We start from the raw sequence: 22,117 nt of genomic DNA on the forward strand, positions 1-22,117 counted from the left end.
TACGATCCCTCCGTCAAATCAGACCGATTCATCGAATCACGGCTGGGCGAGCGGCGCCTCCAGAACAGTTCCACGCGGACTGTTCTCAGTCCGCGTGGAACGGCTCCAGCAGCCCGGCCAGGATCAGCCCGAGCGGCACCATCCCGGGGATCACCTGCCGGGTGAAGGTGCCGAGCGCGGCCAGCACCGCCGGCGCCTGCCCGCCCGGTACCGCACCGCGGATGTCGAGCGCCGGGCGCAGCGCATCGGCTTCCGCCTCGGCCAGACGCACCGCCGCTGCCCGCCCCGCCGCCAAGGCCTCCGGCGCCAGCCGGGGGCCGAGCCAGAGGGGCAGCGCCGCCAGCAACTCTGGCCAATGGGCAAGGTGGAGGTAGAGGCTCGGCACCACCCCCGCTTCGCCATGCCGCGCCGCCAGCCCGCGGACCAGCGCCGCGACCGGCGGCGCCAGTGCCTCCAGCCGCGGCAGTGGCAGCGGGGCGGGCAGCATCGGTGGCGGGGCGATGGCGGCGGGTGGCGCCACCGCCGCCAAGGGCTCGCCTTCCAGCGTCCGGCGCAGCGCGGTCAGCAGGATGAGGTTGGTCAGGTTGCCGCGGTCGTAGACCTCGACCAGCGCGCGGATGGTGGCGCGCTGCTCCGGCGCCAGCCCGGCCGCCGCCCAATCCGCCGCCGGCAGCGGCGCCGGTGGCGCAGGTAGGGCGGCGGCCAGCCGGAGCCGGGCCGCCGCCAGCGTTCCGGTCTCGAGCGGCGGGCGGATCGCCTGCCAGACCCAGGGCAGCACGCCAGGCAGGGTCGCCAGGTGCCGGTGGATCAGGTTCACCAGCGGCACGCCGCTCGCCTGCCGCAGCGCAGCGTAGAGTGCGGCAATTTCCGGCGGCGCTTCCGCCTCGCGCAATTCGGCCAACGCCACCCGTGTTCTCTCCTACAGGGTCGAAAGGTTCATCGGCGTGGGATACCAGCCATAGCCGCTGCCCTCCCGCGCCACATGGCCGAGGCCCGGCCAGGGGAAGTGGTAGGACAGCACGGCGATGCGGTCCCTGGCCAGCCGGTCCAGCATGCGGCTGCGCGACTGGGCCGACTGCTTCGGGTCGGTGTCGTAGGAGAATTCCCACAGCGGCTGGCGCATCAGCAGGATATGGTGGTGCGCCAGGTCCCCGGTGTTCATCACCGTGGTGTTGCCGGAGGTGATGGCGTAGCAGCTGTGGCCGACGGTATGGCCAGGGGTGAAGATTCCGACGACGCCGGGCACCACCGGCTGCTCGTCCCGCACCATCACCATGCGGTCCTTGTAAGCCGAGAGGTTCTTCTTCGCGCCGTCGATGAAGGCGGTCATGAATTCCGGGCCGCGCTTGTTGCCGTCGTCGGTCCAGAATTTCAGGTCGGCCTCGGTGACCGCCACCTGGGCGTTCGGGAAGTTGCGGTTGCCATTGGCATCGACCAGCGCCCAGCAATGGTCGCAATGCGCATGGGTCAGCACCACCATGTCGATCTGCTCCGGCTGGATGCCGGCGGCGCGCATGTTCTCGAGCAGCTTGCCGGTGGTCGGGCCGAACATCCGGCTGGCCGCGCCCATGCTCTCGCCCATGCCGGTGTCGAACAGGATGAGTTGCCGGCCGGTGTTGAGGATGAGGGCGTTCTGCTCCAGCGTTGCCGCGTTCGGCACCAGGAAATTGGAGGTCAGCAGCGCCTCGATCTCCGCCTTGGGCGAGGCGGGGAAGGCAGGGACCGGATCGCCGAGCGGCAGCGCGCCATCAGAGACGATGGTCGCCTCGTACTCGCCGATCTTGAAGCGGTGCCAACCGGCCGGCAGGGTGTTGCGGAAGGGGGCGGCGGCCTGGGCGAGGCCGGGCGGCAGCAGCGGCAGCGTGGCCGCGGCGGCAGTCGTGCCGAGCAGCGGCCGGCGGGACATCGAGGACATTCGTTCTTCCTCCCGAACTTGTTTGGCGTCGGCCGCATCCCGGTGCGGACCGCGAGCATGGCACAACCATTGCGGGTGGTGCCGGCGTTTGCGATGACATTCGGCTTATCTTGACGGCCCGTTGATCGTGGCCGATCAACCGCGCTCCGATTGCCGGCGCCTCGCATCCGCGGGCCCTGGCTTCGCGCCACTGGGCAGGGCGCCCGGCATGACTGGAAACCTCATGCCGCTGCCATCGCCTGTGCGGGCCAGCGCGGCGGCATTTCCACCTCCCGCGGGCGCACCGGCGCCGTGCGCCGATTGACGCCATGCCTCTGCCGCCGCCACCCTGGCGGCAACAGGAGGCAACGCATGCCGCAATTGGCGTATTGGGCGGAACGACAGCCGGAGAAACCCGCCGCGCATTTCCCCGACAGCGGCCGGAGCCTGACCTACGCCGAGTTGCACCAACGGGCCCGCCGCGCCGCGCATTGGCTGATCGGCCTCGGCCTGCAGCCCGGCGACGGCATCGCCCTGCTGCTGGAGAACCGGCCGGAGTTTCTGGAAATCGCCGAGGCGACGCGGCTCGCCGGGCTCTACTACACCCCGCTGTCGATCCATCTGCGCCCGCATGAGGTGCGCTACGTGCTGGCCGACAGCGGCGCCCGGCTGCTGATCGCCAGCCCCGGCCTGGCGGCGCTGGCTGGCCAGCTGGTGGCGGAAGGCGCGGCCGGCAGCCGGCCGCGCTATGCGGTCGGCGAGGGGCTGCCCGGCTATGCCAGCTATGAGGCGGCGCTGGCGGCGCAGATCCCCGGGGTGCCGCTGCCGGAGCGGCCGGTCGGGCGGGAGTTCCTCTACTCCTCCGGCACCACCGGCCTGCCGAAGGGCATCCGCCGGCCGCTGATTCCCTTCGCGGACCGCGACAAGCCGGAATGGGACATGACGTGGAAGTCGCTCTATGGCTTCGACGCGCGCACCGTCTATCTCTCGCCCGCGCCGCTCTACCATGCCGCGCCCAACCGCTACGTCTACCGCACCCTGACCGAGGGCGGCACCGCGGTGGTGCTGGGGAAGTTCGACCCGGCGCAGTGCCTGGCGGCGATCGAGCGATTCCGCGTCACCCACAGCCAATGGGTGCCGACGATGTTCCACCGCCTGCTGGCGCTGCCGGAGGATGTGCGGCGCGGCCACGACCTCTCCTCCCACCGTGCCGCCATCCATGCGGCGGCGCCCTGCCCGGTCTCGGTCAAGCGGGCGATGATCAAGTGGTGGGGGCCGATCCTCTGGGAATATTACGCCGGCTCCGAAGGGGTCGGCACCACGGTGGTCTCCAGCGCCGACTGGTTGCGGAAGCCCGGCAGCGTCGGCCGGCCGGTGAATGGCGTCACGGTCCATATCACCGGCGAGGACGGCGCCGAGCTGCCGCCGGGCGAGACCGGCACCATCCGCTTCGCGGGCGGCCCGCGCTTCGCCTACCACAACGCCCCGGAGAAGACCGCCGCCTGCTACGACGAACGCGGCTGGGCAACGCTCGGCGACCTCGGCTGGCTGGATGAGGACGGATGGCTGTTCCTCTCCGACCGCCGCGCCGACCTGATCCTCTCGGGCGGCGTCAACCTCTACCCGGCGGAGATCGAGGCGGTGCTGGTGCAGCATGAGAGTGTCGCCGAGGTGGCGGTGGTCGGCGTGCCGCATCCGGAGATGGGCGAGCAGGTGCATGCGGTGGTGGTGCCGCGCGCCACGGCGGATGCGGCGGCGCTGCCGGCGGCGCTCGATGCCTGGTGCCGGGAACGGCTGGCCGGGCCGAAGCGGCCGCGCAGCTACGAGATCACCGAGGAACTGCCGCGCAGCGAGGCGGGAAAGTTGCTGCGGCGCATCCTGAAGGAGCGGTATCTGCCGGCGGGGTGATGGAAACGAAGATGCCCTGCGCCCCGGAGGCTTCGCCATGACCGCCAGCGCCGCGCCCCGCTTCACCATCACCGCCATCGAGCGGCGCGAATGGCCCTTCGCCCTGCGCCTGCCCTTCCGCTTCGGCATCGTCACCGTGACCGAGGGGCGCCAGGCGGTGGTGCGGCTGCGCATCCGTGACGAGGCCGGCCGCGAGGGCTGGGGCGTCGCCGCCGAATCTCTGGCGGCGAAGTGGTTCGACAAGGACCCCGCTCTGTCCGATGCCGACAACGAGCACCAGCTCCGGCGATCGCTGGAGCTTGCCGGGGAGGCCGCGCTGGCGGCCGGCGCCAACACCGCCTTCGGCCATTTCGCCGACAGCTACGCCAGCCACCTCGCCGCCTGCGGGCGGGAGGCGCTCAATCCTCTCGTCGCCAGCTACGGCCGCGCCCTCATCGACCGCGCCGCGCTGGATGCGCTGCTGAAGCTGCACGGCGTCTCCTTCTTCGCCGGCATGCGGGCGAACATCGGCGGCATGGCGCCGCATCCGGTGGCGCCGGATCTCGCCGGCTTCGATTGCGCCGGTCTGCTTGCCGCACTCCGCCCCGCCCGCCGCATCCAGGCGCGCCACACCGTCGGCCTGGTCGATCCCATCACCGCCGCCGACCAGACGGCGCGCGTCAAGGACGGGCTGCCGGAGACGCTGGAGGAGGTCGCCGCCACCTACCACCACCGCTTCTGGAAGCTGAAGGTAATGGGCGAGGTGCGGCAGGATGTGGACCGGCTGTGCCGCATCGCCTCGGTGGTCGACCGCCTGCCGGATTATGCGGTCACCCTCGACGGCAATGAGCAATACGCGGAAGCCGAGGGCGCCGCCGAGTTCTGGCGTGCCATGCGGGCGGAGCCGCGGCTGGCCCGGCTCTGCGCCGCCACCCTTTACATCGAGCAGCCGGTGAAGCGGGCGCGGGCGCTGGAGACGAGCATCGCGGCGCTGGCGCGCCAGCGCCCGGTGATCATCGACGAAAGCGACGGAATGCTGGATGCCTTCGTTACCGCCCGGGTGCTTGGCTACACCGGCGTCTCCTCGAAGTCCTGCAAGGGGATCTGGCGCTCCCTGATCAACCGCGCCCGCTGCGAGGCCTGGAATGCCGCCGACAGTGACGCCGCGTATTTCATGTCCGGCGAGGATCTGACGACCCTGGCCGGGGTCTGCGTGCAGCAGGATCTGGCGCTGGTGACGCTGCTTGGCCTCGGCCATGTCGAGCGCAATGGCCACCACTTCATCGACGGCTTCGCCGGCCGGCCGAAGGCGGAGGCGGTGCGTTTCCTGGAAGCCCACCCCGACCTCTATGCCGACACCCCGCGCGGGCCGCGGCTGGCGATCCGCGACGGCGCGCTGGAACTCGGCTCGCTTTGGGTCCCGGGGCTGGGGGCGACCGAGGAACCCGACTACAGGGCAATGCAGGCGATGCCGCGGGCGGCCTGGCCGCGGGGGTAAAGATCGTCAGGATCTTTCGGCCATGCGCGGGACCTGCGCTCAGCCGGAAGGCCCACACCGTGATTGGCAGGCCGCAGCGGTGGCTTTCGGTCCGTTCCTGGAGGCGGGAGGTGCCAAACCGGGAGAGTGCAAATCCGTCCCGCAGTGCCGCCAACTATGCCCTACTCCACAGAATTCGCATCGAGGAACAGCGCCTGCGAGAGGGCCTCGAAGAAGCGCTGGAACGGCGCCGGGTCTGAGAGTTCATGCTGGTTCAACTGGCCCGAGGCACGAACGATCGTCCGGCTTCCCGATCCCGGCCGGACCGATACGGTCAGCCGCACCAGCTGAGCGCCGAAGCGTGTGGCGCTGACCGACCCGAGCACGTTGTCGGCGCGGTCGACGACAAAGCCGAGGTCCTGCAGGCTGGCGATCACTGCCTGGAACACCTTTGCCTGGTCCGAGGTCTCGAAGGCACGGGTCGAGATGGCACGCTGCGCGACCTGGGAGTTCGTGCTGGCGAGGATCTGCTGCCGGCTGTCCATCTGGCATCCGCTGAGCAGCAGCGGTGCCAGGATCAGGCATGGGATGCGCGCCATGGGTCAGATCTCATTCGCCGTCAGGTAGAGCGATTGGGCCAATCGCTCGAAGAAGTCGCGGTAGAGCAGCGGGTCGTCCATCACCTCGCCGCCGGCCAGCATCGCGCCGGGCCGCGGAATGACGCGCTGGAAGGTGGCGCGGACAAGGATGGCCTCGCGGTTCGGGAGGCGCCGCAGCACCACCTGCACGCGGATGCGCACGCCGGCAATCTTGGAGGCCGTGACGACGCCAAACTGCGCCTGAGTTTCCTCAATGGTGAAGCCGGAGTCCTGCAGCGCACCCAGCGTCGCCCGCAGCACGGCGGGAAGGTCGCTGGTATCGAAGCGGCGGCTTTCCCGAGCCCTGGCATTCGGCACGCCATCCGGCCGGCTAAGGGCCTCAGCTTGTTGCTGCGCGGTCGGCGCACAACCCGCGGCGATGGCGGCCATGCCGAGCACGACCAGCAACGATCGCCTGCCCTGCGTGATCGCCACGCCCTAGAAGCTGCTGGAGCGGTAACTGAAATCCCGCACCCTGCTGGCTTCGTCGAATTTGATGACAACCGTCAGCGTGCGCTGGCTGGTTTGCGATGCGCCCGCACTGCCGCCGGCGCCCACGATCAGCAGCGTGCCATAGCCGCCGGAGCGCGATTCCACCCGTTCCGTGGCAATCCGGTCATAGACCCAGGTTTCGCGACGGCGCTCATCGGTGGTGACGATGTTCGGCGCACCCAGCACCGAGGCCACCTCGGCACCGCTCATCCCGACTCGCACTTCCCGCTGCACGATGCCGAGGGTCAGACGGTCCTGGCCTTCGCGTGCTGCGGAGACGCTGCTGGCATTCTGGGCTGCGGTGCAGCCGGCAAGGAGGAGCAACGCACCAGCGAGAAGCGGGAGGGATTTCATTGGGCGGGAGTCCCCTGGGACGGTTGGGCAGGCGATTCGGCGGCCGCGGCACGTTCGCGTAAGGCTAGCCGCTCGGCGACCGGGCGCACCGCTTCCGGGGCCTCCTCGCGGGACGCGAGGGTGACGAGGTCCCGCTGCATGAAGGCGCTGAGCTGGTTAAAGAAATTCGCCGAATAGAATTCCGCGGCATCGACCTGGGCTTCCTGCCGCAGCGCAACGATGGTCGCATTGGCGCGCACTGCGACTTGGCCGGGCGGGCGCGGACGCACCACTACGGCGATGCGTAGCGCCGTGGCGCGGGTTGCCGAGATGGTCCCAGTCTCGGCATCCGCGCGGGTGATGCGGTAGCCGAGGTCGTGCAGCGTGCCGATCACCGCTCGGGCGACCTCGTCGGGCTCGCCGGCAACCACGCGGGTCTGCATCGCCCGCAACTCCTCGGCGCCTTTCCGGCTCGGCAGGAATTCGACGGTTTGCTGCTGGGCGCAGGCAGCAACGCCGATCAGCAGAAGCAGTGGCAGCGCGCGCATCGGGCTCATGCCCGGTGGCCGTTGAGGCCGCTGCGCACCCGATCGAAGAAGCCGGAAGCGAACTCTTCCTGGGTGAGTTCCTCGGCGCGGGAGGTGCCCTGGTTGGTGGTCACGATGCGCTCGAACGATACCCGCAGGCCGACCTCGTCGCGACCAAGCGGGCGAGTCGTGATGGTGGCGCGGATCACTTGGTCGGTATCCCAGGTCGGGTTGTAATGTGCGCCGAGCAGCGCAAAGACGACCACCAACGCCACTTGGCCGACCACTTGGCCGGTCTCGGTGGCGTCGCGGTCCTTGCTGCCGGCGAGCACGCCGTACGGCGCCGCGCTCTCCTCGATCGTGAAGCCGAGATCCTGGAGGACCTGGGTCACCTCGACCAGCAGGCGCTCCTCGCCCACCCCGCTGAACCGCGCCGATTGGCGGGCGCGAATGGCCACGGCCTCCGGGCGGGGAGCGCCGATCTGGAGGGCAGCCTTGTTAGCCCAGTCTGGATCCTGGCAGGCGACCACCAAGGGTAACAGGAGAGCAACCGCGAGGAGTGGGGAAACGGAGCGGGCATGCCGCCCGCAGGGCTTGAAACACATTTGTATCGGACTACGGAATGTTGCGAAGTCAGTCAATAAATAACCCAAAAGTGAATTTAAGGAAGGTTCATCGTGACATCGCTGGATGTTCGCGGACCCGCTCCATCATCACGGACTCAGCAACTCGTCGGCGACCGTAGCGCGCGTTGGCCATTCCGAGCCGGGCATCGCTTCAGCAGAGGATTGCGCCCACCTTGGCTGCTGCCAGCTCCTCCGGCGTCGCCGCCACCCGCCGTGCCCGCAGCCAGGCCGACACCCCAGGCGAGGCGGTGAGTGCGCAGAACGGCACCGCCAGCACCAGCCCTCCCGCCCAGGGCAGCGCCCAGAGTGCCGCGCCCGGCGCCGTCGCCAGCAGCAGGCCGAACACCGTGAGGCCGAACACCGTATGCGGCCACAGCAGCCGCGCCGCATCGCGCCAGCGGACACCGCGGTCCACCCGGTTCTGCGGCGCCCAGCCGGCGCCGCCGCCGAAGGGCAGCCGAGCCAGGAAGATCGCCTTGCTGACGATGCTGATCGGGTCCAGCAGCAGGGTGAAGCCCAGCTCCGCCAGCGCCCCGCGCAGGAAGGCGCGGCGCCCACCGTAGCGCACGGCGATCGCCGGCCGCAGCAGCACCTCGGCATAGCCCGCCAGCTTCGGCGCATGCAGCATGCCGAAGCCGGCCAGCAGCAGCGCCGCCAGCCCACCCGCCGGCGTCGCCGCGCCGCCGCCGGTCGCCGCGTTCAGCGCGCCGAACACCAGCACCCCAACCCAGAGCGGCGCGCCGAGGAACAGCAGGATTGCCTGCACCAACTGCCAGCGGCCCATCCAGGTCTGGCCCGGCAGCCGCAGCAGCGCCCAGTACTGCATGTTGCCCGCCGCCCAACGCAGGTCGCGCGCCATGAACTCCGGCAGGGCGGGGGGATTGCCCTCCATGCTGCCATCCTCGGTGGGCAGGCAGCAGACCTTCCAGCCGGCGGCGTGCAGCCGTACCGCCTCCACCTGGTCGTGGCTGAGGATGGGGCTGCCGTCCGGCAGCGGCTCCAGCCGGCAATGGCGGCGGAAGGGGGCGATGCGGATGATTGCGTTGTGGCCCCAATAGGGGCCCTCCGGCCCCTGCCACCAGGCTTGGCCAGTGGCCCAGCTCCGCATTCCGGCGCGCATGCCGAATTGGAACAGCCGCGGGAAGCCCGCCGTCGCCGGCCGGCCGACGATGAGCTGCTGCACTATGGCCAGTTGCGGATCGGCCTCCATGCAGGCCACCAGCCGCAGCACCGCCGCCGCCGACATCTCGCTGTCGGCGTCGAGGCAGAGCATCAGCTCGGCATCTCCGGCGTGGTGGTCGAGGAAATCCATGACATTGCCGGCCTTGAAGCCGGTGTTGGCGGCGCGGCGGCGGTAGCGCACCCTGGAGTGGCGCCGGCGGAATCCCGCGATCGCCACCTCCTCCGCCGCCACCAGCACCGGGTCTTCCGTGTCGGAGAGGAACCACAGGGTGAAATGCTCCGCCGCCCCCGCCGCCGCCAGCCCGTCCAGCAGCCGGCCGAGCGGCGGCAGCACCTGCGCCATGGGCTCGTTGCGGATGCAGACGGCGATGGCGGTATGCCGCCGCGGCACCCCCGGCCGGGCCAGCCGCAGCGCCGGCAGCACCGCCGCCGGCGGATCCGGGGCGCGCAGCAGGATCACCAGCCCAACCAGGGCATTGGCGGCGCAAAGCGCGGTCCAGGGCGCGGTGCCGGCGAGGCAGAGCAGCGTCAGCACCTCCCACACCGTCCAGCCGCCCGGCGCCATGACCCGCACGCCGAGCCAGAGCAGCAGGCCAGTGCAGCCAAGGCCGAGCAGGGCGAAACCCAGGCGGCGGAGCGGAAGGGGCAGGTCGGTCACGCCGTGAGGCTAGCGGCCCGCCGTGGCGGAATTGCGTTGCCGATTCGAGGCGCGCCTGCGGCGGATTGCGGCCATGTCCGAGTGCCAATCCGCTGTAGCCTGTTGTCCGAAGCGCGGATTTCCGCCCCGGCAGGGTGCCGGGGAATGGCGGATCGCCCCTCTTCCGTCATGCCGGGCTTGACCCTCCCGTCCGATTTTGACGCAGAAACAGCAGGTTGAATGGTCGGATCGAGCCGGCATGACGGGTTCCGGCAGTGTCCGCGCCCGGAAGCACGCTTATCAGCAGCCTGCCGGTCTTGCGGTGCGTCCCCCGCGCATGCCCAGATGCCATTGGGGCGAAACGGGACAGCAAGGCATGCGGGAAGCGGATTACGTCATCCTCGGCGGCGGCTCGGCCGGCTGCGTACTGGCGGCGCGGCTTTCGGAAGACCCTGGCACGAAGGTGGCGCTGCTGGAGGCCGGCCCCTGGGACCGCAACCCCTGGATCCACATCCCGATGGGCTTCGCCCGGCTCTACGTCACCCGCAAATTCGACTGGAAATACCAGACCGAGGGCGAGAAGGAGCTTGGCGGCCGCAGCGTCTACTGGCCGCGCGGCCGGGTGGTCGGCGGCTCGGGCAGCGTCAACGGGCTGGTCTTCCTGCGCGGCAGCCCGCGCGACTACGACCGCTGGGCGCAATCCGGCGCCCGCGGCTGGTCCTATGAGGACTGCCTGCCGGCCTTCCGCAAGCTGGAGACCTTCCATGGCCCGGAAAGCGAGTACCGCGGCAAGTCCGGCCCGATGCAGATCGCCGAGGTCCCTGCGCCGACCCCGGGCTGCCGCGCCTTCCTCGACACCTGCCAAGCCCTCGGCTTCGCCCGCAACCCGGACAACAACGGCGAGTGGTTCGAGGGGGTGGCGCCGAACCAGCTCAACGTCCACCGGGGCCGCCGCTGGTCGCCTGCGGTCGGCTACCTGCGGCCGGCGCTGAAGCGCCCCAACCTCCATGTGGCGACCGAGCGCCTCGGCCTCCGGCTGCTGTTCGAGGGGCGTCGCGCCACCGGCGCGGTGGTGCGCGGCCCGGACGGGCAGGAGGAGACCTACAAGGCACGGCGCGAGGTGATCCTTTCGGCCGGCGCCATCGAGAGCCCGAAGCTGCTGATGCTCTCCGGCATCGGCGACGGCGACGCGCTGCAGGAACTCGGGATCGATACGCGGGTGCATGCGCCGGAGGTGGGGAAGAACCTGCAGGATCATTTCATGGTCCGCTTCGCCTTCCGAACCAAGCCGGTGGACAGCCTGAACGAGGCGCTGGCCAACCCCCTGAAGACGGCGAAGATGGGCCTCGACTGGGCGGTCCGGCGGCGCGGCCATATGACCATCGGCGCCTCGGAGGCCAGCCTCTTCGCCCGCGTGCTGCCGGGTTCGGAGGAGCCGGAGGTGCAGTTCCAGTTCGTCAATTTCAGCCTGGATACCAGCAACCAGGCGCTCTCGGCCTCGCAGCTGGCGAAGCACCCGGGCTTCTCCTTCAACTTCTGCCAGTGCCGCCCGGACAGCCGCGGCACGCTGGCCCTGCGCTCCCCGGATGTGACGGACAAGCCGAGCATCCGGGCCAATTACCTGACCCACCCGAATGATGTGCGGGTGATGCTGGAAGCGGCGAAGCTGGCACGGCGGATCACCGCAACGCAGCCCTTCGCCGGGCTGATCGAGGAGGAGATGGCGCCCGGCCCGGCAGCGCAGACCGAAGAGGATTTCCTCGACTATCTCCGCAGCTCCGGCACCACCGTCTATCACCCCTGCGGCACCAACCGCATGGGCACCGACGATCGTGCCGTGGTGGACACCGCGTTGCGGGTGCGCGGCGTGGAGGGGCTGCGGGTGGTCGATGCCTCGGTGTTTCCGCTGGTGCCCTCCTCCAACATCCACCCGGCGGTGCTGATGACGGCGGAGCGGGCGGCGGAGATGATCCGGCGGGCGGATTAGCGGAGCCATTCGCACGACCAAGCAAGAGACCGCGACAGTTTCCGTGAGCTGGGGCGAGCAGGTATTTGTTCATAAATATTAATAATATCGCAGCGCCATCAACCACGTGGTGGTGATGGCACCGCAACTCGCGCCCCCCATCTTCATTGGGTCACAAGCGGTAGGAGGCTTGGTCATGACCCGAATTCTCGTCGGACTTTTCGATAACAGGGGCGATGCGGAGCGGGCCATCGAGCATCTGGTCCAGGGCCTCCACATCAACCCCACCGCCGTGGAGGCGTGTGGCGCCGAGGCGGATGCCGCCCCGGATACCCGCGCGGGCAAGCAGCACGGGCTGCGCTGGCTGAGCAACCTGGCCATGCCGCGCAACGATTACGCTGCCTTCGAGGAAGGCATCCGCCGCAAGGGCGTGGTGGTGATGGTGCAGGTCCATGAGGTGATGGCCGACCGGGTGATGGATGTGTTCGAGGAATACGGCGCCGTCGACCTCGATGCCCGCATGGCCGATTGGCGTGGCGCCGGCTGGGCGCCGAGCCAGAGCGGCAGCACCGGCCATGACGAGGACATCGGCTATTCCACCTATGGCGGCGACGCTGTCATCGGCCACATCCCACGGCACCATCATGACAACAGCCCGGCCGGATTGCTGGGACGCTTCGAGATGGCAGCGATGCGGCAGGAACCGGAACGTTCCCGTGCCCGGGTGCGCCGCTACGTGGCGGAGCCGAAGGGAGAACCTTCGACCTGATGATCATGGCTGCCGGCGCCCGGGGGAACCAGGCGCCGGCACCGTTCGGACGCGGCGGCGTTACCGCGTCGGCGTCGGCGGCGTCGTCGAATAGTCGTAGAAGCCCTTGCCGGACTTCCGCCCAAGCCAGCCGGCCTCGACATATTTCGCCAGCAGCGGACAGGGGCGGTACTTCGGGTCGCCCAGCCCCTCATGCAGCACCTTCAGCACGCTGTAGAGCGTGTCCAGCCCGACGAAGTCGCAGAGCTCCAGCGGCCCCATCGGGTGGTTGGCGCCGAGCTTCATGCCGGCATCGATCGAGCGCACATCGCCGACGCCCTCCATCAGCGCGAAGATCGCCTCGTTCAGCATCGGGCAGAGGATGCGGTTGACGACGAAGGCCGGGTAGTCGGCCGCCTCCACCACCGTCTTGCCCATCCGCTCCGCCAGCGCCTTCACCGCGGCGACGGTGGGTTCCTCCGTCGCCAGGCCGCGGATCACCTCGACCAGCGCCATCATCGGCACCGGGTTGAAGAAATGCATGCCGACGAAGCGCCCCGGCCGGTCGGTCGCGGCGCCGAGCCGGGTGATCGGGATGGAGGAGGTGTTGGAGGCGATCAGCGTCTCCGGCTTCAACAGCGGGCAGAGGCTCGCGAAGATCTTCTTCTTGATCTCCTCGTTCTCGGTCGCCGCTTCGATGACGAGGTCGCAATCGGCGAACAGCGCGTAGTCGGTGCCGGTGGTGATCAGCGCCTGCGCGGCTTCCTTGGCGCCCTCGGGGATCACCTTGCGGGTGGTCTGGCGTTCCATGTTCTTGTCGATGGTCGCCAGCGCCTTCTGCAGCGCCGCCGGATTCACATCCACCAGCGCCACCGGCACGCCGGCCAGCGCCGCGACATGGGCGATGCCGTTGCCCATCAGCCCGGCCCCGATCACCCCCAGCTTCCTCACCTCAACCATCGCCGCCATCCCCAGATATGAAAAAGGCCGCCGGACGCGCGCGAACGCGTCCGGCGGCCCCCGTTGTTTCCGTCGAACGCCCTACTTCTTGGCCAGCTCGGCCTCGAACTCCGGCATTACCTTGAACAGGTCGCCGACCAGGCCGTAGTCGGCCACCGAGAAGATCGGCGCCTCCTCGTCCTTGTTGATGGCGACGATCACCTTGCTGTCCTTCATCCCGGCCAGGTGCTGGATGGCGCCCGAGATGCCGACGGCGATGTAGAGCTCCGGCGCCACGATCTTGCCGGTCTGCCCCACCTGGTGGTCGTTCGGCGCATAGCCGGCATCGACCGCGGCGCGGCTGGCGCCGACGGCGGCACCCAGCTTGTCGGCGACGCTCTCGATAATGTGGAAATTCTCCGCCGAACCCATGGCGCGGCCGCCGGAGACGACGATCTTCGCCGCCGTCAGCTCCGGCCGCTCGCTCTTGGCGATCTCGGCACCGAGGAAGGAGGAGAGGCCGGGATCCTCGGCGGTCGGCGCGGCTTCCACCGCGGCGCTGCCGCCGGTGGCCGGGGCCGGGTCGAAGCTGGCGGCGCGGACGGTGATCACCTTCTTCGCGTCGCTGCTTTTTACCGTCGCCAGCGCGTTGCCGGCGTAGATCGGGCGGACGAAGGTGTCGGCGTCGACGACGCCGGCGATGTCCGAGATCACCTGCACGTCAAGCAGCGCGGCGAGCCGCGGCATGACGTTCTTGCCGGCGGCCGAGGCCGGCGCCAGGAGGTGGGAGTAGTTCGACGCCATCGAGACCAGCAGCGCCGCCACCGGCTCCGCCAGCCCATGCGCATAGAGCGCGGCATCCGAGTGCAGCACCTTCGCCACGCCGCCGACCGCCGCCGCCGACTGCGCCGCCGCGGCGGGGCCGAGCACCAGCACCGTCACCTCGCCCAGCTTGCCCGCCGCCGCCACCGCGCTGCGGGTCGGCTGCGTCACCGCCGACCCGTCATGGTCGGCAAGAACCAGAACGGCCATGCTCAGATCACCTTCGCTTCGTTGCGCAGCTTGTCGACCAGCTCGGCCACCGAGGCGACCTTCTTGCCGGCCTGGCGCTTCGGCGGCTCCTCCACCTTCAGCACCGTCAGCCGCGGCGTGACATCGACGCCGAGATCGGCCGGCTTCACCGTCTCGATCGGCTTCTTGCGCGCCTTCATGATGTTGGGCAGCGAGGCGTAGCGCGGCTCGTTCAGCCGGAGGTCAGTGGTGACGATCGCCGGCAGCTTGAGCTGCACGCGCTCGAGGCCGCCGTCGATCTCGCGGGTCACCGTCAGCCCGCCATCGGCCGGCTCGACCTTGCTGGCATAGGTGCCCTGCGGCCAGCCCAGCAGCGCCGCCAGCATCTGGCCGGTGGCGTTCATGTCGTCGTCGATCGCCTGCTTGCCGAGGATGACAAGCTGCGGGCTCTCCTTGGCGATGATCGCCTTGAGCAGCTTGGCGACCGCCAGCGGCTCCAGCACGCCGTCATGCTCGACCAGGATGCCGCGGTCGGCGCCCATGGCGAGCGCGGTGCGGATCTGCTCAGCGCAGGCGGCAGGGCCGCAGGAGACCGCGATGACCTCGGTCGCCGTGCCCTTTTCCTTCAGGCGCACCGCTTCCTCGACCGCGATCTCGTCGAAGGGGTTCATGGACATCTTGACGTTCGCCGTCTCGACGCCCGTGCCATCCGCCTTCACGCGGACCTTCACGTTGTAGTCGACCACCCGCTTGACGGGGACGAGGAGCTTCATCGCCGCTGCCGTTTCCTGCTTCGCTGTTGCTGAGTCCGCCCGGCGCCCGGTGGGATGTCCCAGGGCACCTGCGGGGCCGGGGCCCCACGAAAACCGGCGGCAAAATAGGGCGGCGCCGCCAGCGCTGTCAAAACACCCGCCAGCGCTGCCGGCCGGAGCCTCACCGGGAGACCACCAGCAGCAGGACAAACAGGGCCACCGTCACCCCCTGCAGGATCACCCGCCAACGCATCAACTGGTTCGACCGCACCGGGTCGTCCTGGCGCACCAGGCCGAGCATGCCGGCGAAGAGCGTGCCGAGGGTCGCCAGCATGGCGATTCCGGTCAGGATGGTGAGCAGCGTGATCATGGGGCCCCCTATACCACTGGCCCCCGGCGCTGACAGGCTCGGCGGCGCCCGGGCCGGTCAGGCAGCCGGCCCGCCGCTCCTGGAGCTGGTGGGAGAAACCGCGATCCCGGCCCGGGTTCCGTCCTGCCGCCCCAGTCGTGTCCCGCGCCGCAGCACCACCACCGCCAGCGCCGCCAGCCCACCGCAGAGGCCGAAGCCCGCCGCATAGCCGCCGGTCAGCCAGACCAGCGCCGAGAGCAGGCCGGGCGAGACGATCAGCGTCAGCGCCATGGCGAAGCCCATGGCGGAGGTCGCCGCGCCAACCCGGCCGGGCGGCGCCAGCCGGGCGACCTCGGCCAGCAGCACGCCGGTCCAGCCCACCGCGAAGCAACCCATGGCGGCGGCCAGCGCCACCACCCCGGCGGAGGGCAGGCTGGCATCGGCCAGCGCCAGCCCGAGCGATGCGGCGGCCGCGCCGAGGCCGATCACACCCAGCACCGGCGGCGCGCCGAAGCGGTCCGCCAGCACCGCCCAGAGCACCCGGCCGATCACGCCCGCGGCCTGGCCGATCGCCATGGTCACCCCGGCCTCGACCAGCGGGGTGCCGAGCACCTCCACCTGCCAGGCGACGAAGAGGGAGAAGAAGCCGAATTGCCCGATCACCAGCCCGCAGCCGTAAAGCGTGGTGGCCCGGAGCTGCGGCGCGTCGCGCAGCAGCAGCAGGCTGCCGATGGCGTCGCGCCAGGCGGCGCCACGCGGCGCGGCGGGGTCGCGGTCGGCGTCCAGCACCGCGCGCAGCGGTTGCAGCGCCAGCGCCAGCAGCAGGGCGATGAGGGCGATGGCCAGCACGCCTGCGCGCCAGCCCCAGGCGGCGCCGACCACCGGGGCGATGACCGAGACCAGCATGGCGCCGGCCGGCACCCCGGTCTGCTTCAGGCCGAAGACCAGGCTGCGGATCTGCGACGGGGTGCGCGCCGCCAGCACATGGCTGCCGGCCGGGGTCAGCGGACCATGCCCGAAGCCGGCGACCAGCGCCGAGGCCAGCAGCGCCAGCGGATGGCCGAGCGCGGCCAGGGCGATGCCGAGGCCGATGACGACCAGCGCGCCCTGGCAGACCCGGATGCCGCCATGCCGCCGCAGCAACCCCTGGGTGAGCGGACCGGAGAGCATGGCGCCGGAATAGGCGATGGCGGTGTGGACGCCGGCGAGGCTCGGCGCCAGCCCGAACTCGGCGGCGATGGCCGGGGCGAGGACGGGCAGGGTGAGAAAGGTGCCCATGCCGGCCAGATGCGTGCCGAGCAGCGCCAGCATCACCAGCCAGACGGAGGGGCCAGGGGGAAGGGCTGCGGCGGGTATGGGGGGCATGCGAGGGACATCCTGCCGCCGGTGCTGCGCTGCGGCAAGCCGCCGAACCTGAGTGTGCAATGCAGAATGGCCGGAGCGCACCTCTCCCGTCCTGGCCGGGCCTGCCTCCACCTTTCTCCGTCATGGCCGGGTCAGGCCCGTCATGGCGTGTGGGGCAAGGATGGCCGGCCGGGGGGCGATGGAGAGTGCATTGACTTCGCAATAATGTTCGTATTTTGTTCGGGTTTTGCGCGAGACCCCGGCCAATGCGCCACGTCACCCCCCGCCGCCCCTGGACCCCACTGACCGACGCCGAATGGGCCGCCCTCGCGCCGCACCTGCTGCGCGCCAATCCCTCCGCCCCGCGCGGCGCCGGACGGCCGATCGCGACCCGCGGGCGCGGATGGATGCCATGCTCTACGCCTGCGTCACCGGCTGTCCGTGGCATGACCTGCCGGAGACCGACGCCAGGCCCCTCAGCATCGCCCGGCAGTTCCGCCGCCTCGCCCATGCCGGGGTCTGGTCCGGGCTGCTGCGGGCGCTGGCGGCACCGGGGGCCCCGGCCATGCTGCGGGCGATGGAATACTGGATCTGCCGCCTCGCCCGCCGCGCCATGCGGCTGCTGGGGATGGCCGGCATCGGCCTCGCCCGCGGCCTTGGCCTGCTGAGCGCCCTGCCGATGCTGCCCTGGTTCATGCCGAACCGGGATTTGTCCCAGGCCCTGCATGCCTTCACCAATGCCGTGCTGGACCGCCTGCCGGAACAGCGGCCAAGACCGGGATTGCTCACGCTGCTCGGCAAATGCCTCCAGCACGCCGGCGGCCGCCCGGTCTGGTCGAAGAAGCTGGCCCCGCCATGAGGCAAGACCCGGAGAAAACAAAGGAGGCTCGGGGGAAGTGCCTTCCTCCGCTCTTGCTTCCATCCCGCTTGTCCCACCCCCCTTCGGCACCGCACAATAGGACAATGGTCACCCCCCTCCCCGTCCTCGACACCGACCCCGACCCCAGCTTCGCCGAGCTTCTCGCCGCGCGGCCGCACCTTGAGATGCATGCCTTCGACGGGCTGGTGATGGAGGATGTCCCCCTCGCCCGCATCGCCGAGGTCGCCGGCACCCCCACCTGGGTCTATTCCGCCGGCGCGCTGCGCCGCCGCGCCCGGGCGCTGAAGGCGGCGCTGGACGGTGCCGGGCTGCGGGCCAGCGTGCATTACGCGGTGAAGGCCAACAGCAACCTCGCGGTGCTACGGGTGCTGGCGGCCGAGGGCCTCGGCGCTGATGTGGTCTCGGAGGGCGAGCTGCGCGCCGCCCGCGCCGCCGGCATCCCCGCCTCCACCATCGTCTTCTCCGGCGTTGGCAAGACCGAGCGCGAGCTGCGCCTCGCCCTCGCCGAGGACATCCTGCAGATCAACATCGAGAGCGCCGAGGAAGCCGGGATGCTCTCGGCGCTGGCCGCCTCGCTCGGCCGCACCGCCCGGGTGGCGCTGCGGGTGAACCCCGACGTGGACGCCCGCACCCACGCCAAGATCACCACCGGCAAGAGCGAGAACAAATTCGGCGTCGCCATCGACGACGCGCCTGCCCTCTACGCCCGCCTCGCGACCCTGCCGGGGATCGAGCCGGTCGGCGTCGCCACCCACATCGGCAGCCAGATCACCAGCGGCATGGCCGCCTACCGCGCCGCCTATGCCTGCCTCGCCGAGCTGGTGCAGGCGCTGCGCGGCGCCGGGCTGCCGGTGAAGCATGTGGATTGCGGCGGCGGCCTCGGCATCCCCTACCGCGACGAGCCGGCGCCACTGCCGGAAGCCCTGGCCGGCGCCATCAAGACGACACTCGGCCCGCTCGGCCTGCCGGTGATGCTGGAACCGGGCCGCTGGATCGCCGGCCCGGCCGGGGTGCTGCTGGCCTCCGTCGTGCTGCAGAAGCAAGGCGCGGCGCGACGCTTCCTGGTGCTGGACGCGGCGATGAACGACCTGGTCCGACCGGCGATGTACGAGGCCTGGCACGGCATCCTGCCGGTCTCCCCGGTGGCGGCGGCCTCGCCGCTCACCCCCGCCGATGTGGTCGGTCCGGTCTGTGAGACCGGGGATACTTTCGCGCGGGGCCGGGCGTTGCCATCTCTGACACCCGGGGCGCTGGTCGCCTTCCTGGATGCGGGAGCCTATGGCGCGGCAATGAGCAGCACCTACAACATGCGGCCCCTGGCCGCCGAGGTCCTGGTCGATGGCGACCGTTTCGCGGTGGTGCGGGACCGCCAGGGCTTCGATGAGATGCTCGCCGGCCAGCGCCAGCCGGCCTGGCTCGGGAATCCGCAGCCGTGAGCGGGGGCGGGCCCGCCGGGCTGGCCGCGGCGCTCCGGCGCCGCCGCCGCCTCGCGCGGCTCGCCCTGGCCTGGGAAGGGGTCTGGCCGCGCGCCTGGCCGGTGCTCGGCATCGCCGGGCTGTTCGGCATTCTTGCCCTGCTCGATGTGCCGGCGCTGCTGCCGCCGAGGTTGCACCTGCTGCTGCTGCTGGGCTTCGCCGCGGCGCTTGGCTACGCCGCCTGGCGCGGCTTCCGCGGCTTCGCCCTACCCGGCGCGGCGGTGGCGGAACGCCGGCTGGAACGCGCCTCCGGCCTTCGCCATCGGCCGCTGGCGGCGCTGGCCGACCACCCGGCCGGCGACGACCCCGCCGCGCTGGCGCTGTGGCAGGTGCACCAGCAGCGCGCCGCGGCGCAGATCCGCCAACTCAAGGTCGGCACGCCGCACCCCGGCCTGCCGGCGCGCGACCCGGTCGCGCTGCGTGGCGCCCTGGCGCTCGGGCTGGTGGCGGCGCTGGTCATCGCCGGGGCCGAGGCGCCGGAACGCCTCCGCCGCGCCTTCTCCCCCGCCTTCGCCGGCCCTGCCCCGGTGCCGGCGCTGCGGCTGGAAGCCTGGGTGACGCCGCCGGGCTATACCGGCGCCGCGCCGGTCTTCCTCGACGCCGCCGGCGGCAGTGCCACGGTGCCGGCCGGCAGCCGGTTGCAGGTCTCGCTCTCCGGCGGCAGCCCGGCCGGGGGTTCCGCACCGGAGCTGGTAACGCCGGAGGGTACCACCGCCTTTCGCGCCCTGGACGGCAGCAGCTTCACCGCCGAGACGGCGCTGAACCAGGGGGTGCGCCTCGCGGTGCGGCGCGACGGCGCCGAGCTGGCGCAATGGAGCCTGGCGGTGCAGGCCGATGCGCCGCCGAGCGTCGAATTCGCCGAACCGCCCGCCCGCGCCGCCCGCGGCCTCGCCACGCGGCTGCCCTGGCAGGCGGAGGATGACTGGGGCCTCGCCACGCTGCGGGCCGAGTTGCTGCTGGTGGCGCGGCCCGATGCGCCGGCGATGGTCCTGGAACTGCCGCTGCCCGGCGGCCGGCCGAAGCAGGCCCGCGGCAACGCCCAGCCCGACCTTTCCGCCCATCCCTGGGCCGGGCTGGAGGTGGAGGCGCGGCTCTTCGCCCGCGACGGCGCGGAGCAGGAAGGCCGGTCGGAGCCGGCCCGGCTGGTGCTGCCGGAACGCAGCTTCAACCATGCGGTGGCGAAGCGGCTGATCGCGCTGCGCAAGCGGCTCTCGCTGGAGCCCGGCCAGCGCGGCCCGGCGCGGCGGGAGCTGGAGGCGCTGGCCGCCGCGCCGGACGCCTTCGAGCACGACACCGCGACCTATCTGGCGCTGCGCATCGCCCGTTCCCGCCTCGTCTTCGACCGCAAGCCGGAGGCGGTGGCCGAGGTGCAGGAGCTGCTGTGGGAGACTGCCCTGGCGCTGGAGGAAGGCCGCGACGGCCGCACGCTGCGCGCGCTGCAACAGGCGCGGGAGGCGCTGCGCCAGGCGCTCGACCAGGCCGAGCAGCTGCCGCGCGACGACCCGGCCCAGGCGGAGCAGCGGGCCGAGCTGGAACGCCGCATCCAGGAGTTGCGCGACGCCATCCGCCAGCACCTGGAAGCCCTGGCCGAGCGGCTGCAGCGGGAAAATGCCGAGGCCATCCCCTTCGACCCGCAATCCCGGCTGATGGACCAGCGGGAGATGGACCGCCGCACCCGCCGGATGGAGGAAGCCGCGCGCGAGGGCCGCACCGAGGACGCGAGGCGCGAGCTGGCCGAGCTGGAGGAGATGCTGAAGGCGCTGGAGGAAGGCCGCGCCCAGCGCGCCGAAAGCCCGGAACGCCGGCAGCGCCGGGAACGCGGCCAGCAGCAGATGGGCGTGGTGCAGGACATGGTGAAGCGCCAGTCCGAGATGCTCGACCGCAGCCACCAGCGGGCGGAGGAGGAGGAACGCGACCGGGCCCAGCGCAGCCGCCAGCAGCGCCAGCAGATGCCGGGCTTCCGCTGGCCGCCGGAGCCGCCCCAGGCGCAGCCCCAGCCGGGCCAGAGTCCGGAGGCCCAGGCCGAGCGCGACCAGGACGGCCGTCGCCAGCGCGCCCTGCGCCGCGCCCTCGGCGAGCTGATGCAGCAATTCGGTGACCTGACCGGAGAGGTGCCGGAAGGCCTCGGCCGCGCCGACCAGGCGATGCGGGAGGCCCAGGAGCACCTGCGCAACGGCGATGCGCGGGACGCCCAGCAGCGGGCGCTGCGCGCCCTGCAGGAAGGCGGCCGGCAGATGGCGCAATCCATGCAGCGGCAGTTCGGCCAGGGCCAGCAGGATGGCGAGGAGGATGGCGACCCGCAGGACATGGCGGGCGACCAGCAGCCGGGCGGCAATGGCCAGGACCAGGCGCAGGGCCAGGGCGAGGGGCGCGATCCGCTCGGCCGCCGCTCCCGCGACGTCAGCGGCACCGCCGACAATGGCGCCGACACAAGGGTGCCGGATGAGGCGGAGATGCTGCGCACCCGTCAGCTTCAGGAGGAGCTGCGCCGCCGCGGCGGCGAGCGCGAGCGCCCTGCCGAGGAGCTGGAATACATCGACCGCCTGCTGAAGCGGTTCTGAGGATGATCGACCACGCCTCCATCCCGGTCCGCGCGCTGGCGCCGGCCGGCGACTTCTACGACCGGGCGCTGGCGCCGCTCGGCCTGACCCGGCTGGTGGAGCGGCCGCGCCAGCTCGGCTACGGCAAGCGCTATCCGGAGCTGTGGCTGAACCTGCGGGAGGATCATGCGGCGCCCGAAGACCCGGGGCATCACCTCTGCCTGCGGGCGGCGGATGAGGCGGCGGTGCGGGCGTTCCACGCCGCCGCGCTGGCGGCCGGCGGTCGCAGCGACGGCGCCCCCGGACCACGCCCTGCGGCGATGACCGGCTACTTCGCGGCCTTCATCCGCGATCCGGACGGCAACCGGCTGGAGGCGGCGACCTTCCCGCGCGGGTGAGCGCGCGGCGCGGCTTCAGGCT

At 71.3% G+C, this 22,117-nt stretch carries 21 protein-coding genes; 8 read left to right on the forward strand and 13 right to left on the reverse strand.

Features of this window, described 5'->3' with window-relative positions; all coding sequences use genetic code 11:
* Window positions 1–85: 85 nt before the first annotated feature.
* Both H7965_RS10025 and H7965_RS10030 read right to left on the reverse strand, forming a co-directional pair.
* Entirely contained in the window at window positions 86–907 is an 822-nt protein-coding gene (locus tag H7965_RS10025) for a halocarboxylic acid dehydrogenase DehI family protein (RefSeq protein WP_186770441.1), read from the reverse strand.
* A gap of 12 nt (window positions 908–919) precedes the next feature.
* On the reverse strand, window positions 920–1,915 hold the full coding sequence (locus H7965_RS10030; protein ID WP_186770442.1) for an MBL fold metallo-hydrolase: 996 nt from the start codon (window positions 1,913–1,915) through the stop codon (window positions 920–922).
* Between the two features lie 351 nt (window positions 1,916–2,266).
* Here H7965_RS10030 and H7965_RS10035 point away from each other — a divergent pair, with 351 nt between their 5' ends.
* Together H7965_RS10035 and H7965_RS10040 are read left to right on the forward strand one after the other, a co-directional pair.
* Window positions 2,267–3,802, forward strand: a complete 1,536-nt coding sequence (locus H7965_RS10035) for an AMP-binding protein (RefSeq protein ID WP_186770443.1) — start codon at window positions 2,267–2,269, stop codon at window positions 3,800–3,802.
* A 37-nt stretch (window positions 3,803–3,839) separates the two neighbouring features.
* Window positions 3,840–5,279, forward strand: coding sequence for an enolase-like domain-containing protein (locus tag H7965_RS10040; protein ID WP_222440548.1), 1,440 nt, complete (start codon window positions 3,840–3,842; stop codon window positions 5,277–5,279).
* A gap of 161 nt (window positions 5,280–5,440) precedes the next feature.
* On the opposite strand, the gene H7965_RS10045 is transcribed toward H7965_RS10040, so the two are convergent.
* From H7965_RS10045 to mdoH, 6 genes are all read right to left on the reverse strand, one after another.
* On the reverse strand, window positions 5,441–5,857 hold the full coding sequence (locus tag H7965_RS10045; protein WP_186770444.1) for a hypothetical protein: 417 nt from the start codon (window positions 5,855–5,857) through the stop codon (window positions 5,441–5,443).
* A gap of 3 nt (window positions 5,858–5,860) precedes the next feature.
* Window positions 5,861–6,331: a hypothetical protein gene (locus H7965_RS10050; RefSeq protein ID WP_186770445.1), complete on the reverse strand. Its 471-nt coding sequence runs from the start codon at window positions 6,329–6,331 to the stop codon at window positions 5,861–5,863.
* 3 nt (window positions 6,332–6,334) lie between these two features.
* Complete coding sequence (locus tag H7965_RS10055) at window positions 6,335–6,742, reverse strand: hypothetical protein (protein ID WP_186770446.1); 408 nt, start codon at window positions 6,740–6,742, stop codon at window positions 6,335–6,337.
* Window positions 6,739–7,269, reverse strand: a complete 531-nt coding sequence (locus tag H7965_RS10060; protein ID WP_186770447.1) for a hypothetical protein — start codon at window positions 7,267–7,269, stop codon at window positions 6,739–6,741. The genes H7965_RS10055 and H7965_RS10060 overlap by 4 nt, the downstream gene beginning before the upstream one ends.
* A 5-nt stretch (window positions 7,270–7,274) precedes the next feature.
* Window positions 7,275–7,706: a hypothetical protein gene (locus H7965_RS10065; RefSeq protein ID WP_186770448.1), complete on the reverse strand. Its 432-nt coding sequence runs from the start codon at window positions 7,704–7,706 to the stop codon at window positions 7,275–7,277.
* Between the two features lie 319 nt (window positions 7,707–8,025).
* Entirely contained in the window at window positions 8,026–9,714 is a 1,689-nt protein-coding gene (gene mdoH, locus H7965_RS10070; protein ID WP_186770449.1) for a glucans biosynthesis glucosyltransferase MdoH, read from the reverse strand.
* 355 nt (window positions 9,715–10,069) lie between these two features.
* Here mdoH and H7965_RS10075 point away from each other — a divergent pair, with 355 nt between their 5' ends.
* Window positions 10,070–11,680, forward strand: a complete 1,611-nt coding sequence (locus H7965_RS10075) for a GMC family oxidoreductase (RefSeq protein WP_186770450.1) — start codon at window positions 10,070–10,072, stop codon at window positions 11,678–11,680.
* A gap of 175 nt (window positions 11,681–11,855) precedes the next feature.
* Window positions 11,856–12,428 (forward strand): hypothetical protein, encoded by a 573-nt coding sequence (locus H7965_RS10080; RefSeq protein WP_186770451.1) that lies wholly within the window; start codon window positions 11,856–11,858, stop codon window positions 12,426–12,428.
* 60 nt (window positions 12,429–12,488) lie between these two features.
* On the opposite strand, the gene H7965_RS10085 is transcribed toward H7965_RS10080, so the two are convergent.
* The 5 genes from H7965_RS10085 to H7965_RS10105 all read right to left on the reverse strand — a co-directional run bounded on the left by H7965_RS10085 (window position 12,489) and on the right by H7965_RS10105 (window position 16,823).
* Entirely contained in the window at window positions 12,489–13,367 is an 879-nt protein-coding gene (locus H7965_RS10085) for a 3-hydroxybutyryl-CoA dehydrogenase (RefSeq protein WP_186770452.1), read from the reverse strand.
* Between the two features lie 81 nt (window positions 13,368–13,448).
* Window positions 13,449–14,378 (reverse strand): electron transfer flavoprotein subunit alpha/FixB family protein, encoded by a 930-nt coding sequence (locus H7965_RS10090; protein ID WP_186770453.1) that lies wholly within the window; start codon window positions 14,376–14,378, stop codon window positions 13,449–13,451.
* Between the two features lie 2 nt (window positions 14,379–14,380).
* Window positions 14,381–15,130 carry an electron transfer flavoprotein subunit beta/FixA family protein gene (locus H7965_RS10095; RefSeq protein WP_186770454.1) on the reverse strand — a complete coding sequence of 250 codons (750 nt, stop codon included), beginning with the start codon at window positions 15,128–15,130 and terminating at the stop codon, window positions 14,381–14,383.
* A gap of 160 nt (window positions 15,131–15,290) precedes the next feature.
* Window positions 15,291–15,479 carry a twin transmembrane helix small protein gene (locus tag H7965_RS10100; protein ID WP_186770455.1) on the reverse strand — a complete coding sequence of 63 codons (189 nt, stop codon included), beginning with the start codon at window positions 15,477–15,479 and terminating at the stop codon, window positions 15,291–15,293.
* 57 nt (window positions 15,480–15,536) lie between these two features.
* Window positions 15,537–16,823, reverse strand: a complete 1,287-nt coding sequence (locus tag H7965_RS10105) for an MFS transporter (protein ID WP_186770456.1) — start codon at window positions 16,821–16,823, stop codon at window positions 15,537–15,539.
* 295 nt (window positions 16,824–17,118) lie between these two features.
* Between H7965_RS10105 and H7965_RS10110 the strand changes: the two genes are divergently transcribed.
* From H7965_RS10110 to H7965_RS10125, 4 genes are all read left to right on the forward strand, one after another.
* Window positions 17,119–17,661 (forward strand): transposase, encoded by a 543-nt coding sequence (locus H7965_RS10110; RefSeq protein WP_261394142.1) that lies wholly within the window; start codon window positions 17,119–17,121, stop codon window positions 17,659–17,661.
* A 104-nt stretch (window positions 17,662–17,765) separates the two neighbouring features.
* Window positions 17,766–19,118 carry a diaminopimelate decarboxylase gene (gene lysA / locus H7965_RS10115; RefSeq protein ID WP_186770458.1) on the forward strand — a complete coding sequence of 451 codons (1,353 nt, stop codon included), beginning with the start codon at window positions 17,766–17,768 and terminating at the stop codon, window positions 19,116–19,118.
* A complete protein-coding gene (locus H7965_RS10120; RefSeq protein WP_186770459.1) occupies window positions 19,115–21,718 on the forward strand; it encodes a TIGR02302 family protein in 2,604 nt (867 codons plus the stop codon). Before lysA ends, H7965_RS10120 begins: the two co-directional genes overlap by 4 nt.
* Window positions 21,719–21,720: 2 nt before the next feature.
* Window positions 21,721–22,095, forward strand: a complete 375-nt coding sequence (locus H7965_RS10125; protein ID WP_186770460.1) for a VOC family protein — start codon at window positions 21,721–21,723, stop codon at window positions 22,093–22,095.
* Window positions 22,096–22,117: the final 22 nt, after the last annotated feature.

This window comes from Siccirubricoccus deserti (assembly GCF_014283215.1).
Taxonomy (GTDB): Bacteria; Pseudomonadota; Alphaproteobacteria; order Acetobacterales; family Acetobacteraceae; genus Siccirubricoccus; species Siccirubricoccus deserti.